This window comes from Actinospineispora spinosispora DSM 44797 (assembly GCF_000429025.1).
Taxonomy (GTDB): Bacteria; Actinomycetota; Actinomycetes; order Mycobacteriales; family Pseudonocardiaceae; genus Pseudonocardia; species Pseudonocardia spinosispora.
On sequence record NZ_KE386837.1, the window covers coordinates 195,218 to 211,471 of the forward strand.

The following is a 16,254-nucleotide window of genomic DNA, read 5'->3' on the forward strand; positions in this document are numbered from 1 at the left end:
GAAGGCTGGACTCGCGAGGACGCCTCCGGTTTGAGTGAGGACGGTGGGCGCGGTGCTGTCTCGACGGGGGACCGTCGTCTGATGGTGCGGTGAGCGGGGGCTAGCGAGGACGCCTCCGGTTTGCGTGAGGACGGTGAGCGCGGTGCTGTCTCGAGGCGGGAGCATCATCTGATGGTGCGGCGAGTCCGGACTCGCGAGAACGCCCCCGGTCCGAAGACCGGGGGCGGCGTTCTCCTAGCTGTTACCGGGCTGCCGGCTTGCGCGGGGCGGTCCGGTTCGCGGCCTTGCGCGAGGTGCTGCGCGCGGTGTGCGCGGCCTCGTCGCCCGCGTCCCGCACGGCGTCGGCGACGTCGTCACCGATCTCGCCCGCCTGTCGCGCGGTGCGCTCGGCGGTGCGCTGGGTCGCTCGCGCGGTGCGCTCGCCGACCGAACGGGTCTCGCTGCTGAAGCGGTTGAGGGAGTCCTGCGCCACGTCGTGCGCGGCGTCGACGCCCCGGTCCACCCGACGGTCGAAGCGCTCGGTGATGTCCTCGACGTTGCGCAGTGCACGGGCCACCCTGGGCTCGGTGCGGATGCGCTCGACCCTGACCTCACCGCGGTCGGCGAGCTGGGTGTACGCCCTGCGCGCCTGGCCGGCGACGTCGTCGACCCGCTGGCGCAGCTCGTCGGCGGTCAGCCTGTCCGGCAGCTCGCTGATCTTGTGCAGTGCCAGGTCGCCGATGCCGATGAACGCCAGCAACGGTGTGCGAACCAGCTCGAACTGATCGTTCGCAACCTTGCGGGTCCGAGTGCGGATGTTGCGGACATCGGTGGAGTTCGGAAGCGTAACGGCCATGATGATCTCCTTCCGGCGTTCGCTCTTTCTGTCTGACGTCCCCGACGTTACGCACTAGTGCTAGCTCTAGCAAGCGCTGTGCTTGCGCAGGTGGGGTGGGTATCCGCACGTTTAATCTGAGGTCAAGTGGTTAGGGGGCGCCGACGTGCGTGTGCGGCGGGTCCCCGAGTGTCGTGTGCAGGTCCGCGAGCAGCACGCGCAGTAGCTCGGTGAGCGCGGCGCGTTGTTCCGGCGCGAGGCCGGCGATCAGCTCCGCCTCTCTGCCGAGTACTCGGTCGACGAGCTGCTCGACCAGTTCGTGCCCGCGCGCGGTGAGGGTGACCAGCACGGTGCGTGAGCCGTCTCCGAGGGGTTGTCGCTCGACGAGGCCGTCGCGCTCGGCGCGGCCGATCCGCTGGGAGATCGCACCGGCGGTGACCATCGTGCGTTCGGCGAGCTGCCGCGTGCTCAGCTGGTAGGGCGCTCCTGCCCGGCGCAGCACGCTGAGCAGGTCGAGGGTCGCGGTGTCCGCGCCCGCTTCGGCCAGGACGCGGCGGCGCTCCTCGCCGAGGAGCTTGGCCGCGCGCCAGATGCGGGTCACGATGCCGATGCCCTCCACCGGCGTGCCGGGACGTTCGCGCAGCCAGGACAGTGCGATGTCGTCGATCGGATCGTCCGGGTCCATGCGCGCTCCTTGATTTAGGTCTAAATAACGGCTACGTTTAGGTCTGAACGATAGCTGAGAGGAGAACGGAATGACACGCACCATCGTCGTCACCGGTGGTGGCACCGGGATCGGGAAGGCGATCGCCGCGACGTTCGCGGCGCAGGGCGACTCGGTCGTCATCACCGGGCGCCGCATCGAGCCCCTGAAGGAGGCCTCGGCCGAGCTGGGCGATCGGGTGAGCGTCGCGGTGTGCGACGGCACCGACCCTCATCAGGTCGGAGAGTTCGCCCAGGGTCTGACCGGGCCGGTCGACGTCCTGGTCAACTGCGCGGGCGGCAACACCGACTTCGACCGCGACCCCGCCGACGGCCTCGCGGCACTGGCCGAGAACTGGCGGGTCAACCTGGAGTCCAACCTGATCTCGGCGGTCCTGATGACCGCGGCGCTCGACGACCGGCTCGCCTCGGGCGGCACGGTCGTACACATCGGTTCCATCGCGGCCGACAAGGGCGCGGGCGCCTACGGCGCGGCGAAGGCCGGACTGGCGTCGTGGAACATCCAGCTGGCCGCCCAGCTGGGTCCCCGGGGGATCACCGCGAACGTGGTCGCGCCCGGCTACATCGCCGACACCGAGTTCTTCCGAGACAAGCTCACCGACGAGCGCAGGGACTCACTGATCGCCGCGGCGGCAACCGGCCGAGCAGGCGTCCCCGACGACATAGCGGCCGCGGTCGCCTTCCTGGCGTCCCCCGGCGCCCGCCAACTGACCGCTCAGGTGATCGCGGTGAACGGCGGAGAGTGGCCCACCCGTTGACGACAGGCGCGGCGCCTTCATGATCACCACCGTCTGAGGGCTGTTTTCGCGCCCGGAAACAGCCGTCAGACGGTGGTGATCATGAAGAGCGGTTATTGGCTGGAACGCCAGGCGTCGAGGACCCTGCGCTCGCGTTTGGTGGGGCGACCGGCGCCTCGGTCGCGGCGGGCCACCGGAAGGACCGGCTGCGGCGGGGGCGGCGGGGTGTTGTCGATGTAGCAGGCGGCGGCCTGTGGCGCGCCGACCCGCTTCTGGATCACCTGGGTCACCTCGACGATGCGGTTGACCTGGTTGATCCTGGCCCGGACCTCGTCACCGACGGAGATCGTCGTGGCCGGCTTGGCCGGAATGTCGTTGACCTTCACGTGCCCGGCCCGGCAGGCGGCAGCGGCGTCCGGCCGGGTCTTGGTCAGCCGGACGGCCCACAACCAACGATCGATTCGAGTGGACTCCATATCTGGCCTCTTCCGCGCGCCAAAGTTCTCGGCGGACCCTTCGGGCCGCACCGAGAACTTTCCCATGCGGCGGCCCTGGCGGGCCGCTGCATGGGGGTTTTTCCTCGCGGCCCCCCATACCCTTCGGGCATGGGGGACCACTCGGAAAAATGTCGCCTTCGGCGACGCGCGCGCTTGCTGCCGCGGCCTGGGAGCCGCCACTCATGCACTACCCGCCTTCGGGCGCCTTGCGGGGCCACCCGGAACCGTGCGTCGCCCCATTCCCGGTGCGGGGTGAGGGGGCCCTAGACGCGACCCGCATCCCCCGACAAACACCTGCACCCCACCAGGAACGCCGTGCACCCGCACCAGGACCGCCTGCGCATGTACACGCGTTTTGAAAGTTGGCTCCGCGAGTCTCCGAAGGAGTTCCGGCGAAGGCCGGGCACTGAATGTCCGCAACCAACGTCGCCGACTCCGTCGGCGGCTCTCCAACCGGCCACAAGCGCGCGCCCGGGCGAGTCCTCGAGCCTTTTTTTCTGGGAGCACCCCAGCGAGCGTTTACGCGAGCCGGGGTGGTCACAGAAAAATATCGCGCGCGGAACAGGCGTCAGATATTGCACTTCCCGGCTGAGTAGATCGGGCCCTTGATCACCGGGAGGTTGGACGGCGGGTTGTACTGGGCCGTCACGCCGGTTGCGGTGATCTTGTCCATGCAGGCGTCGGTCGCGCTCTTCGTGCCGCCCTGGCCGCCGATCCACATGTCTAGGTGGCCGTCCTGACCGGACGGGGCGGGGCTGGCGCCGGTGTCCTCGGCGATCACGTAGCGCTTGACCGTCGGCAGGTAGAAGCGGCTGCCGGACTTCCAGATGCCGTTGCCCTTGCCGGGGACGGCGACGGTGATCGGGTCGGCGTAGGTCCCGGTGCCGCCTGCCTCCTTGTGCAGGACGGGCGTGCTGACGATCGAGGAACCGGCGGGGGTGTTGTCCTGGTAGGAGTAGCCGGTCAGCCAGATCTTCTTCTGCTGGGTCGGCCCGGTCGTCTTGACCGCGTCGGCCTTGGCCGCCGTGGCGACCTTGGTGGGAGTGGCGGCCTTCTTGACGGCGGGCTTGACCGCGCCGGGCGTGGCGGCCGCCGCCTTGGAGGCCAGCTTCGCCCAGGTCCCGGTGGGGGCCGCGGTCTTCGCCGGGTCGGTGCTGGGCTTCGGCGTCGCGATGCTGGACGCCGTCGGCAGCTTCAGCTGTTCACCGGGGTGCAGGACGTTCGGCTGGGTCACCGTGGACTTGTTCGCCTCCCACAGCGCCTTCCAGGTGACGCCCTTTCCGGCCGCGATCTTGTACATCGTGTCGCCGGGCTGGACGGTGTAGGAGTCCTCCGCTGCCGGCGCGGCGTGCCGGGGCGTGGTCTCCTCGCGCAGCGCGTGGCGGGGCGCGGGCACCGAGGGTGCGGCGTGCTTCGCGGCGGGGGACGCCGAGGGGAGTGACTCCGACCGGACGGGAGCGGGAGTGTCGGCAGCGGCGGTCGCGGTGGACAGAACCATCGGGACCAGCGCAAACGCCCCGGTGGTTGCGATCGCGGCTGTGCTGACGCCCCGTCCCGTACCGCCGGGGGTGTGTTTGCGGTGCCGGCCCTTGCTCATGAGAAGACCCTTCGTGACACAGGACTTGAAGCCTCACCGATGTGTCTGACCTGCCACGAGGGGGAGCGGGCAGGGGGAATGTCAGGTCACATCCGGATAACGACGACGATCGTAGGCAGGGGGTCATGGCACTGAGACGGCCGATGAGAGAGCAGGTTACGGCGAAACGTCGACCGGCCGCCGGTCCGCGACGACCGACGAGTGGTTGGGCCGTTCGGCCTAGTGCTCTACGCCGTTTGCGACGCCTGTGACTCAGGTTGTGGCTGAGAAATGTGTGTCACCCGAATGGGCCTGTGATGTCGCGTTTCCAGGATTGTTCCGGAATCAACAATCGGTACGGTCGGGGCATGGCCGGTCCATCAACCGTTGAAAAGCAAGGGGCAGTCGACGACGCGAGCGGGAACTGGTCCTTAGCGCTCGCCGTACTGATCGTCGGCATGTTCATGTCGGTGCTGGACATCAGTATCGTCAACGTGGCCATCCCGGCGATCCAGAAGGACTTCGGCGTCACCAGCGAGGACGTTCAATGGGTCAGCACGGCCTACTCGTTGGCGCTCGGGGTGATCGTCCCGGTGAGCGCGTGGCTGGGCGAGAAGTTCGGGCTGAGCAGGCTGTACACCTGGTCGCTGCTCGCGTTCGCGATCGGTTCGGCGCTGTGCGGTCTGGGCTGGGACCTGGAGAGCACGGTCGCGTTCCGCATCCTGCAGGCGATCCCCGGCGGCATCCTGCCGGTGATCACCCTGACCATGGTCTACCGGATCGTGCCCAAGGACCGGATCGGTGCCGCGATGGGCATGTACGGGCTGGGTGTGGTGTTCGCGCCGGCACTCGGCCCGACGCTGGGCGGCTACCTCGTCGAGTACGTCGACTGGCGGCTGATCTTCTTCATCAACGTGCCGATCGGCCTGCTCGGCGCCGTCGCCGCGTACTTCCTGCTGCCGCCCTTCCCCACCGCCCCGGCACCTCCGTTCGACGTGTGGGGCTTCCTGACCGTCGCATCCGGCCTGTTCGCACTGCTGCTGGCGCTGTCAGAGGGGCAGGACTGGGGCTGGACCGGCTACCGGGTGCTGATGCTGCTGGTCTACGCGGTGCTCGCACTCGCGGCGTTCGTCGCGATCGAGCTGCGCGCCGAGCAACCCCTGATCGACGTGCGGGTCTTCCTGCTGTGGTCGTTCACGAACTCACTGCTGTTGATCACCGCGCTGTCCGTCGGGCTGTTCGCGATGCTGTTCTACATCCCGCTGTTCGTGCAGGAGGGCCAGGGGCTCACGCCGTTGCACGCCGGCCTGCTGATGCTGCCCGAAGCAGTCGCGATGGGCTGCATCATGCCGGTCTCCGGGCTGATCTACGACAGGTTCGGGCCGAAGTGGCCCTCGGTCATCGGGCTGCTCATCGCCGCGTACGGCACGTATCTGCTGTGCGGCATCAACGCCGACATGACCCAGCGCGACGTCGTCATCTGGACCTGGATCCGGGGCGTCGGCAACGGGCTGGCGATGATGCCGATCATGACGGCCGGGCTCGCGGTCGTACCGAAGGACAAGGTCGACGAGGCGAGCGCGATCAACAACGTGGTCCAGCGGGTGGCCGCGGCGCTCGGACTGGCGATCCTCACCGCGATGGCGACCGCCAAACAGGCGCAGGGGATGGCCGATCGCGGTGGCCAGCTGCCCAGCGGGGAGGCGGCCACGTCGGGCGAGCTGCGCACCATGATGAGCGACGGCATGACCGGGCTGTTCCCGCTGTACCAACGGACTCAGCTGGCGGCCAACGCCGCCGCGTACAGCGATGTGTTCCTGACGATCGCCGCGGTCACCGCTGTGGGCGCCGTGCTGGCTCTTTTCCTGAAGCGTCCGCCGCAGGCCGAGGGTGACGAGCCTCGGGTGATGGTTCATTGAGTGGTTGCGTCTAGTACTCGTGAGTGCTGAGGGCGCCTATAGCCGCTCTACGCACTCACGACGAAAAGCGTGTCGTGAGTGCGTAGAGCGGCTACGCTTCGCGCCCCTTCGGGGTAGACGCCCTCATCACTCACGAGCGCTCACGGGGAGAGGGCCAGGACCTCGGCGAAGCCTTCGGTCAGGCATTTCTCGAACAGCGGGATGTCGGTGATCGACTGGGGGTCCACGTTGATGCCCAGGCAGCAGGTGCCGTCGTAGGACACCATCGCGACCATGGCCGCCACCCCGGGGCGGGGTCCCATCGGGTACATGCGCAGCACCTGGGCGCCGGCCAGGTACACCGGGTGCCCGATGCCGGGGATGTTGGAGGCCTGCAGGTCGGACACCCTGGTCAGACTGCCGACGATCTCGGTCAGCGCCGCTGAGGGCAGCAGGGTCAGCACGGTGGAGACGGTCTCCAGGAAACCGACCGCGGGTTCCGCCCGGATCGTCAGGATGAACTCGCGGATCAGCTGGATCCGGGCGCGCGGGTCGGGCTCGCTCATCGGCGCCGCGAACCGGGCTCCGGTGAAGCGGTTGCCGCCCATCGGGTCGTTCGAGTCGCGCAGGCTGATCGGGATGGCCATCGGCAGCTGCTCGACCGGGGTGCCGAAGTGCTCGTGGTAGATCCGGAACGCCCCGAGCAGGCCGGCGAGGAACGCGTCGTTGACCGATCCGCCGCCCGCTTTGCCCGCCGCTTTGAGCGAGGCCAGCGGTATGTCGTGCACCACGAGCCGGTAGCCGTACCCGCCGTCGCTCAGCAACGGCGAGCGCAGCGCGGTCGGTGGGTTGAGCATCCGGCGCAGGGAGAGCCCGTAGTCGATCGCGCGTCCGGCGACGCCGGCGGGATCCCGGAGCGCCCGCCCGGCGAGACCGAGCGCGGACCGCGCCGTGTCGACCAGCTGCCCTGGCGCGCCGGTGACCTGTTCGCGCAGGTGGTCGGCGACCAGGCTCAGCGGCGTGACCTCCGGCTCCGACCTGGCCGGAAGGGTCCTCGGCAGCGCCGACCCACCCGGTTCCGGCGTCGAGCTGTGCGCCATGGTGAGCAGCTGCACGATGCCCAGACCGTCGGTCATCGCGTGGTGCATCTTGAAGATGTAGCCGGCGCGCCCGTCGGAAAGGCCCTCGACCAGGATCGCCTCCCACTGCGGCCGGTTCGGGTCGAGCGGCCGGGACGCGACCTGGCCCGCCAGGTCGAGCAGCTCACGCAGGGAGCCCGGCGCGGGCAGCCGCATGCGCTGCACGTGGTAGCCGAGGTCGAAGTGCAGGTCCGGGGTCCAGGTCGGCGCGACCACCGGCAGCAGCGGCTCGACCACCCGGTCGCGCAGCCGGGGGATGGCCAGCGTGGCGCGATCGTGCGCGGCGCGGAACCGCTCCCAGTCGGGAACCGAATCGAGTATCTCCAGCAACAGGCCGCTCGAGCGGGTCCGCAGGTCACCTTCGGCGCGCCACATGACGGCCTCGGACGCGGTCATCCGTGCCGGGCCGCCCCAGGTACCGCCGTCAGGCAGGGACATCAGCGCACCAGACCCGCCTGTTCGGCCTCGCGGTCGACCTTGTCGGTGACCTCCAGGATCAGCCGGGTGACCGCCTCGGGGTCGTCCGACATCGGCACGTGCCCGACGTCGTCGAGGAACAGCAGCTCGGCGCCGGGGATCTTGTCGACCAACGGCTGGCCGAACACCGGGAACGGGATGACCTTGTCCTTGCGTGCCCACACGACACGCACCGGGCAGCCCGGGTCGGGCAGCTCCTCGAACGGATGCTGGCCCAGCACCTTGATCAGCGGGCGCACGACCGGGATGTTGCGCAGCGCGCGGATGTCCGCGACGACCTCGGCCGGGTCGAACCGCTCCGGGTGCGCGACCTGCGCGGACACCAGCATCCGGCGGCCCCTCGGCGACCGGGCCAGCGCCTCGGCGCGCGGCCCGAGCGCCTGCAGCACGTCGAAACCGACGCGCATACCGGTGACCAGCGCCGCGAGCCGCAGGTTGGAGCTCCACCCGCCCGCGGGGGAGAACACCACGACCGAGCGGGCGCGACCGCGCCGCGCCAGCTCCAGCGCGACCCAGCCGCCCATCGAGTTGCCGACCACATGGACCTTGTCCAGCCCCAGCGAGTCCAGCTCCGCCTCGACGCCGTCGACCAGCGCGTCGATCGACGGTTCGACCCCGTCCGGCAGCATCGCGGCGCCGCTGTGCCCGAGCAGGGTCGGCGCGAACACCTCGTGGTGCTGCTCCAGCAGCGGAAGTATCGGCTTCCAGGTGCGCCAGGTGACGCTGATGCCGTGCAGCAGCAGGATCGGTGTGCCGGATCCGCCCTGGTGACCTGGGGTGTCCGGCGGAATGTCGAACGTCGTGTGCTCGGACCGCTCCCGAGCGCGCCCGCGCGCCGCGACCACCGCCGCGCCGACCCCGACCGCACCGGCCGCGAGCAGCAGCGCGCCTCGGCGGTTCACCAGCTCTCCCCGTGAATCTCGTGGCCCGGGGTGGCCTTGAGCAGCCCGCGATAGGCGTCCTCGGCGGTGCCGCCCTTGTTCACCACACCGTCCACCTCGGTGGCGATCGGCATGTGGATGCCGAGGCGCTCCGCCATCTCCATCACCACGGTCACCGCCTTGACGCCTTCGGCGACCTGGTTCATCCCGTCGAGCACCTCGGCGATCGTCTTGCCCTTGCCGAGCTCCTCACCGACGCGACGGTTACGGCTGGCCGGGCTGGTGCAGGTGACGACGAGGTCGCCGGTCCCGGCGAGACCGGAGAACGTGGCCGGGTCACCGCCGAGGGCCTCGCCGAACTTCGCCATCTCGCGCAGCGCCCTGGTGATGACCATGGCCTTGGTGTTGAAGCCCGCGCCGGTTCCGTCGCCCATGCCGGCGGCGATCGCGAAGACGTTCTTCAGCGCGCCGGCCACCTCGACGCCGAGCACGTCGGTGGTCGAGTAGATGCGGAACCGTTCGGTGCGGAACAGCGCCGCGAGCTGCGTCGCCGAGTTCTGGTCCGGCATCGCGATCGTCGCGGCGGCCGCGTATCCGGCGGTGACCTCGGAGGCGATGTTCGGCCCGGCGAGCACACCGGCGGGGTGGCCGGGAAGCACCTCGGAGACGATTTGCGTCATCCGGTAGTCGGTGCCCTGCTCGAGACCCTTGACCAGGCTGACCACCGGAATCCACGGGCGGACGTACGGCGCCGCGTGTTCCAGCGCCTCACGGAAACCGTGCGAAGGGACCCCCATGATCAGCACGTCCGCGTCGGCGACGACCTCCTCGGTGTCCGACGTTCCGCGCAGCGTCTCGGTGAGCTGGCAGTCACCGAGGTAACGGCTGTTGCGGTGGTTGTCGTTGATGTCCTTGGCGACCTCCGGCGAGCGTGCCCAGATGGTCGTCGGCGCGCTCGCCGCGACGATGGAGGCGACGGCGGTGCCCCATGAGCCCGCACCAAGCACAGCGACCCGTGGTTGTCTACGGTCCATGTAATCGATCACTCCCGCTGTTGGTTGCGTCCCATCTCAAGCGTGCTAGACAGCATATCCACAGCGGGCTTGTAATACTCGTGTCTCCAACTATTTATTCTTGGTGTATCAGGGGAGTCCCACCATGTCGACGGCCACCGACGAACTGATCGACGCGGTCCGCTCAGGCCCGGTCGGACCGAAGATCGCCGCGATCTTCGACTTCGACGGAACCTTGATCGACGGCTACTCCGCCTCGGCGCTCTACGAGCACCGGTTCCGCAACTTCGAGGTCGGTGCCGGCGAGCTCTTCCGCACCATGCGGCTCATGGCCGGCGAGACGATGACCGAGGAGCAGTTCACCGGGCTGGTCGAGGACGGCCTGGGCGGCTGGGCCGGTCGTACCGAGGAAGACGTGCTCGAACTGGGTGAGCGGCTGTTCGCCCAGGGCGTCGCGGGCACGCTGTTCCACGAGGCGTGGCGCATGGTCAGGGCGCACCAGCGGGCCGGGCACACCGTGGTGATCGCGACGTCCGCCACCCGCCTGCAGGTCGCGCCGCTGGCCAGGGAGCTCGGCGTCGAGCACGTGCTGTGCACGGAGCTGGAGCTCGAAGGTGGGCTGCTCACCGGCAAGGTCTCCGGCCGACCGCCGTGGGGTGACGGCAAGATCGCCGCCGTCCGGGCGTTCCTCGCCGACCACGACATCGACATCGCCGCCAGCCATGCCTACGCGAACGGCGACGAGGACGTGCCGCTGCTCGCCGGCGTCGGCTTTCCGCACCCGGTCAACCCGCAGCCCGAGCTGGCGGTCGTCGCCGAGGCGAAGGGCTGGCCGGTGCTGATGTTCCGCTCGCACAAGACCGGCAGGCTCGACCCGAAGCCGGCGCTGCGCACGGCCGCGGTGTTCGGCACGCTGTTCGCCTCCGCCGGGGTCGGCATCGCGGTCGGCGCACTCAACGGCAACCGCCGCCAGGGCGTCGACCTGGCGACGTCCATGTTCGACGCGCTGGCCGGGCCGCTGGCCGACATCGACGTCGAGGTGATCGGTGAGCAGCACGCCTGGGAACAGCGTCCCGCGGTGTTCTTCATCAACCACCAGAGCACGATGATCGACTTCCTGGTGACCACCCGGGTCATCCGAACCGGCTTCACGGCCGTGGCGAAGGCCGAGGTGAAGCAGATGCCGGTGGTCGGGCAGCTGTTCGACCTGGCAGGGGTGGCCTTCCTGGACCGGTCCGACCGGTCCCGTGCGATCTCGGCTCTGAAGCCTGCCGTCGAGACGTTGCGCGGCGGGACGTCGGTCGTGATAGCACCGGAAGGGACGCGCTCGCTGACCCCGCGTCTCGGTGCTTTCAAGAAGGGCGGGTTCCATCTGGCGATGCAGGCCGGGGTGCCGATCGTGCCGATCGTGATCCGGAACGCCGGGGAGATCATGTGGCGTAACGCCCGGACCATGCGGCCCGGGACGGTTCAGGTGGTGGTGCATCCGCCGATCAGCACCTCGGGGTGGGACTCCTCGGACATCTCGTCGCAGGTCTCGGCTGTGCGTCAGTTGTACTTGGACACGTTGGACGAGTGGCCTGGGTAGGTCGTTCCTTGCCTTGTCGGCGTCGTCCCCGCTGGCTCGTCAGTGTGCATCCCCGCTGGCTTTCAGTGTGCTTGGCGTGGCCGCCCGCTCTCAACCCCCGGCTTCGCCGGCCTCGCGCGGGTTCGTGGTTGCGCGTAGTTCGGGGGCGAGGTTTCAGGGTTGACAGCGGGCGGCCACGCCAAGTGCTTAGCCAGGATCGCGGGGATGGGGCAGGTGTGCGTGCACGCCGTGCGGGGTGGCGGGCCGATGGCGCTGTCTTTGCGCATTGGGCTGCGCCCTCGCGCGCTGCGCGTAGTCCCAGGAGTCTCTGTGGTCGCTTTTGTCACGCCTCGCAGAGCTACGTGTTGCGTCGCAGATGTTGGAACATGTGCGACGCAACGTGAGCCTCTGCGAAGTCGCCCCGGGCGTTACGTGTGTGACTGATGGGGTGATCTTGGGGTCGGGGCACGTGCACACAACGAGCGCGGTGCACCCGGAGACCGTGGGGGGCGCGGCGCAGCCGTGACCAACAACAGTGCCGCGCAGCTCCCCCATACCCGCGAACTGGCCGACACTTGGTGTGGCCAGGATCGCGGGGATGGGGCAGGTGTGCGTGCACGCCGTGCCTGGTGGCGTGCCGATGGCGCTGTTGTTGCGCATCGGGCTGCGCCCTCGCGCGATCGCGTAGTCCCAGGAGTCTCTGTGGTCGCTTTTGTCACGCCTCGCAGAGCTACGTGTTGCGTCGCAGATGTTGGAACATGTGCGACGCGACATGAGCCTCTGCGAAGTCGCCCCGGGCGTTACGTGTGTGACTGGTGGGGTGATCTTGGGCGCTGGACAGGCGCACACAACGAGCGAGGTGCACCCGGAGGCCGCGGGGGGCGCGGCGCAGCCGTGACCGACAACAGCGCCGCAGAGCTCCCCTTCCCCCGCGATCCTGGCCTGCACTTGGCGTGGCCGCCCGCTGTCAACCCTGAAACCTCGCCCCCGAACCCGCGCAACCAGGAATCTGCGCGAGGCCGGCGAAGCCGGGGGTTGAGAGCGGGCGGCCACGCCAAGACACTGGATGGCCAGCGGGGATACGACTGCACCTCACCCCGAGCCACACAGACGAGCCAGCGGGGATACGACTGCACCTCACCCCGAGCCACACAGACGAGCCAGCGGGGATGACCGCCCGAAAGGGATCTACCCGTTCCGGGGTTGAGACTTTGCGCTGCGTGGGGTGTTATCGCGGTCAGGCGTGACGGTTCTCGGGTTAGTGTTGCCCGGATCACAATCTTCTGCGGGGTGGGTGTTCTTGATGCAGGTCGATCCAGCGGCTTTTCGAGATGGTGCGGCGACGTTGTTGGGGCGTACGCCGGCACGCGGGGTACTGCGCCGTGCCTCGCTGCTTCCGCCTAGTGACCAGGCACAACCGGGGGACACCCGTGAGGTCAAGCAGCTGCTGAGTTCCGAACAGTTCCGCGACTCCGTCGGGAAGCTGGCGAAGGACGCGGGCATCTCCGAACACGACGCGCTGGTCGAGGCCGGCGACTATCTGCGTGAGATGTCGGCGACCCACCACGCCAGGGTCACCGACGTGTGGCAGCGCTTCGGCAACTGGATGACCAGGGGATACGACGTCCTCGTCGACGAGGACGGGCTCGCCGAGATGCGGCGGCTGGACCGCAAGCACGCGTTGATCTTCCTGATCTCGCACCGGTCCTACCTCGACGAGTTCATCATGCCGCCGACCCTGGAAGCGGGCGGACTGTCGCCGCTGTTCGGCATGGCAGGCGCGAACCTCAACTTCTTCCCGTTCGGGACGATCGCGCGGCGCACCGGCATCATCCACGTGCGCCGCTCGACCGGGGACATCCCGATCTACCGGCTCGCGCTGCGGTCGTTCGTCGGTCAGCTGGTCGCCAACAAGTCGAACCTGTGCTGGTCCATCGAGGGTGGTCGCAGCCGCACCGGCAAGCTGCGGCCGCCGAGGTACGGGCTGCTGCGGTACGTCGCGGACGCCGTCGAGGAGCTCGACGACACCGATCCGCTGCTGATCCCGGTGTCGTTCATGTACGACCAGCTGCCGGTGCACGAGGTCGGCAAGATGGCGTCCGAGGCGCGCGGCGCCGGCAAGGAGGCGGAGGACGTCCGCTGGCTCGTCGGCTACGCCCGAGGGCTGCGCGAGCGGCTCGGCAGGGTCTACCTGGACTTCGGCACGCCGCTGCCGCTGCGTCAGCGACTCGAGGAGCTGCGTGCCGATGAGGTGACCGAGAACCAGGTCGAGCGGGTCGCGCTGGACGTGTGCCACCGGCTCAACGAGGCCACGCCGGTCACCCCGACGGCCGCGGTCTGCTTCGCGCTGCTCGCCGCCGACCGGGCGCTGACCCTGGACGAGGTGATCGCCACCGCCGCGCCGCTGGCCCAGTACATCGAGGGGCGTGGCTGGCCGGTCGCGGGCGGCGCGAACCTGCACGACCGCTCGACGCTGCGCTGGGCGCTGCGTGAGCTGGTCCGCTCCGGTGTGCTGACCTCCTACAGCGGGGGCTCCGAGACGGTCTGGGGCATCGGCGACGACCAGCACCTGATCGCCGCCGTGTATCGCAACAGCGCGATCCATGTCTTCCTGGTGCGCGCCATCGCGGAGCTTGCCCTGCAGGCGGTCGCCGAGACGGACTCCGACCCGGGCGACAAGGCCGCGACGATCCTGTCCGACGAGGCGCTCCGGTTGCGCGAGCTGCTCAAGTTCGACTTCTTCTTCGCCCAGCGCGACCAGTTCACCGAGGAGCTGCACACCGAGCTGGCGATCCTGGCCAACCCGACCGATCACACGCCTGCCAAGTCCGGCACCGAGGTGACGAAGGAACGGGCGCTCGAATGGCTGGCGACGGCACGCCCGCTGGTCGCGCATCTCGTGCTGCGGCCCTTCCTCGACGCCTACCGGGTGGTCGGCGAGCAGCTCGCCGCGTTGGACGAGGAAGAGCCGGTCGACCAGAAAGCACTGATCAACAGCTGCCTGCGGGTCGGTCACCAGTGGACCCTGCAGCGCACGCTGGCCAGCGAGGAGTCGGTCTCCGGTGAGATGTTCTCGACCGCGCTCAAGCTCGCCGGGCACCGTGGGTTGATCAAGTCGGACGCGCCGCACCTCGGTAAGCGGCGGCGTGAGTTCGCCGACGAGCTGCGCGAGGTCGCACACGCGATCGGCCGTATCGCGGGCCGCGACCGTGCACTGCGGGGCGACGTGATCTGACCGGCGGTACGGACCCGGTCGTCGTCGGGCCGGCCGGGCTCACCCGTCACATTCGCGGGCACACAGCTGCTCAACAATGCGAGAATGAGGTCCGACTCTCAGGCGTCGCTGTCCAGGTGGCGCCGGGAAAGGTGCTCACGTGTGCGGGATTGTTGCCGCTTTCGCTGATTCTGACGGAACGATCGACACCGAGAAATGCGAGCGGATGCTGGCCCGGATCCAGCATCGAGGACCGGACGACACCGGGGTTCTGGCGCTGAACAACACGGCGTGGCTCGGTCACCAGCGACTGTCCATCATGGACGTCACCGGTGGGCGGCAGCCGCTCGCCGACCCCGACTCGACGACCTGGATCATCGGCAACGGTGAGATCTACAACTTCCGCAGCCTCAACGCCGAGCTGCCCGAGGGCCTGGTGCAGACGCGTTCGGACACCGAGGCGGCACTGCACGTCGTGATGCGGACCGGCCCCGCCGCGGTGCAGGAGCTGAACGGCATGTTCGCCTTCGCCATGGCGGGCGCCGACGGCAGCGGGCTCGTCGCGCGGGACCCGATGGGCGTCAAGCCGCTGTACTGGTTCGAGTCCGGCGGCGTCACGTTCTTCGCGAGCGAGCTGCGCGCGTTCGACGTCGAGGACCGGCCGGAGGTGACGTCGTTCCCGCCGGGTTGCCTGTGGACGCCCGCCACCGGCATCGTGCGCTACACCAACGGCGTTCCGGTCGAGGTGCGTCCCGCGCACCGCGCGCAGGAACCCGAATGGGACGACGTGGTGCTCAAGGAGCTGCGCGAGGCGGTGATCACCGCGGTCCGGCGCCGGATGATGAGCGACGTCGGCGTCGGCGTGTTCCTGTCCGGCGGTCTGGACTCCGCGCTGGTGGCCGCCATCGCCGCGCGCGAAGCGGCCGAGCGTGGCGAGGTGTTGCCGACGTTCGCGGTCGGCACCGAGACCAGCGGCGACCTGATCGCCGCGCGCCGGGTCGCCGAGCACATCGGCAGCGACCACCACGAGATCCTGGCGACCTCGGCGAACATCGAGGAAGCACTCGACGAGGCCGTGCAGGTCATCGAGCACTTCGATCCCGCGCTGGTGCGCAGCTCGGTGCCGAACCTGCTGCTGGCGCGCGATGCGTCGAAGAAGGTCAAGGTCGTGCTGACCGGCGAGGGCGCCGACGAGCTGTTCGCCGGCTACAGCTACATGCATGGTGAGGACTTCGCCGAGCCGGACGTCCTGCACGCCGAGCTGGTGCGCAACCTCGAGGGGCTGCACCACCTCAACCTCCAGCGCTGCGACCGCACCACGATGTACTACGGGCTCGAGGCGCGTGAGCCGTTCCTGGACACCGACCTCATCCGGACCGCGCTGGCGCTGCCGCCCGAGTGGAAGCAGCGCGTCGAGGGTCGCCCGGAGAAGGCGATCCTGCGTGAGGCGTTCACCGGGTGGCTGCCCAAGGACCTGCTGTGGCGGACGAAGGAGCAGTTCGGCGACGGTTCCGGAGCCGGGACCGTCCTGGCCGCGCTGGCCGCCGCGAAGGCCGACGGTGTCGGCGGCGGCTGGGTCGGCGAGGTCCCGACCGACGGCTGGGAGCTGCGCAGCGACGAAGAGGTCCTGTACTTCGAGATCTGGCGCCGCCACTTCCGAGGCATCCGCCCCAACGTCACCCTCGGCGCCTTCGCCACCGCCTAGGCCTGTTCTCGCG

12 protein-coding genes are annotated in these 16,254 nt (G+C 69.2%); 5 read left to right on the forward strand and 7 right to left on the reverse strand.

Translation table 11 applies throughout. From position 1 onward, the window contains the following. Positions 1–241: 241 nt before the first annotated feature. Complete coding sequence (locus G406_RS0139785) at positions 242–835, reverse strand: hypothetical protein (protein ID WP_028938189.1); 594 nt, start codon at positions 833–835, stop codon at positions 242–244. Between the two features lie 130 nt (positions 836–965). Then, positions 966–1,499, reverse strand: a complete 534-nt coding sequence (locus tag G406_RS0139790) for a MarR family winged helix-turn-helix transcriptional regulator (RefSeq protein ID WP_028938190.1) — start codon at positions 1,497–1,499, stop codon at positions 966–968. A gap of 70 nt (positions 1,500–1,569) precedes the next feature. Here G406_RS0139790 and G406_RS0139795 point away from each other — a divergent pair, with 70 nt between their 5' ends. Beyond that, the gene (locus G406_RS0139795; RefSeq protein ID WP_028938191.1) at positions 1,570–2,295 is read left to right on the forward strand and encodes an SDR family NAD(P)-dependent oxidoreductase; all 726 of its coding nucleotides are present in this window, start codon (positions 1,570–1,572) and stop codon (positions 2,293–2,295) included. A gap of 92 nt (positions 2,296–2,387) precedes the next feature. On the opposite strand, the gene G406_RS0139800 is transcribed toward G406_RS0139795, so the two are convergent. Then, complete coding sequence (locus tag G406_RS0139800) at positions 2,388–2,750, reverse strand: RNA-binding S4 domain-containing protein (protein WP_211241411.1); 363 nt, start codon at positions 2,748–2,750, stop codon at positions 2,388–2,390. Positions 2,751–3,339: 589 nt separating this feature from the next. Continuing rightward, a complete protein-coding gene (locus G406_RS59485) occupies positions 3,340–4,368 on the reverse strand; it encodes a LysM peptidoglycan-binding domain-containing protein (protein WP_051343312.1) in 1,029 nt (342 codons plus the stop codon). A 347-nt stretch (positions 4,369–4,715) separates the two neighbouring features. Between G406_RS59485 and G406_RS52750 the strand changes: the two genes are divergently transcribed. After that, complete coding sequence (locus G406_RS52750; RefSeq protein WP_064743163.1) at positions 4,716–6,266, forward strand: MDR family MFS transporter; 1,551 nt, start codon at positions 4,716–4,718, stop codon at positions 6,264–6,266. A gap of 140 nt (positions 6,267–6,406) precedes the next feature. On the opposite strand, the gene G406_RS0139820 is transcribed toward G406_RS52750, so the two are convergent. The 3 genes from G406_RS0139820 to G406_RS0139830 are packed head-to-tail and all read right to left on the reverse strand — an operon-like array spanning position 6,407 to position 9,776. Continuing rightward, positions 6,407–7,822: a wax ester/triacylglycerol synthase domain-containing protein gene (locus G406_RS0139820; RefSeq protein ID WP_028938193.1), complete on the reverse strand. Its 1,416-nt coding sequence runs from the start codon at positions 7,820–7,822 to the stop codon at positions 6,407–6,409. Then, positions 7,822–8,763 carry an alpha/beta fold hydrolase gene (locus G406_RS52755; protein WP_051343314.1) on the reverse strand — a complete coding sequence of 314 codons (942 nt, stop codon included), beginning with the start codon at positions 8,761–8,763 and terminating at the stop codon, positions 7,822–7,824. Before G406_RS52755 ends, G406_RS0139820 begins: the two co-directional genes overlap by 1 nt. Further along, on the reverse strand, positions 8,760–9,776 hold the full coding sequence (locus G406_RS0139830) for an NAD(P)H-dependent glycerol-3-phosphate dehydrogenase (protein WP_028938194.1): 1,017 nt from the start codon (positions 9,774–9,776) through the stop codon (positions 8,760–8,762). The genes G406_RS52755 and G406_RS0139830 overlap by 4 nt, the downstream gene beginning before the upstream one ends. Positions 9,777–9,900: 124 nt before the next feature. Between G406_RS0139830 and G406_RS0139835 the strand changes: the two genes are divergently transcribed. The 3 genes from G406_RS0139835 (at position 9,901) to asnB (ending at position 16,241) form a co-directional block, all read left to right on the forward strand. Further along, positions 9,901–11,343 carry an HAD-IB family hydrolase gene (locus G406_RS0139835; RefSeq protein ID WP_028938195.1) on the forward strand — a complete coding sequence of 481 codons (1,443 nt, stop codon included), beginning with the start codon at positions 9,901–9,903 and terminating at the stop codon, positions 11,341–11,343. A 1,282-nt stretch (positions 11,344–12,625) separates the two neighbouring features. Further along, entirely contained in the window at positions 12,626–14,557 is a 1,932-nt protein-coding gene (locus tag G406_RS52760; RefSeq protein WP_084216786.1) for a lysophospholipid acyltransferase, read from the forward strand. 139 nt (positions 14,558–14,696) lie between these two features. Next, a complete protein-coding gene (gene asnB / locus G406_RS0139850) occupies positions 14,697–16,241 on the forward strand; it encodes an asparagine synthase (glutamine-hydrolyzing) (RefSeq protein WP_028938196.1) in 1,545 nt (514 codons plus the stop codon). Positions 16,242–16,254 lie beyond the last annotated feature (13 nt).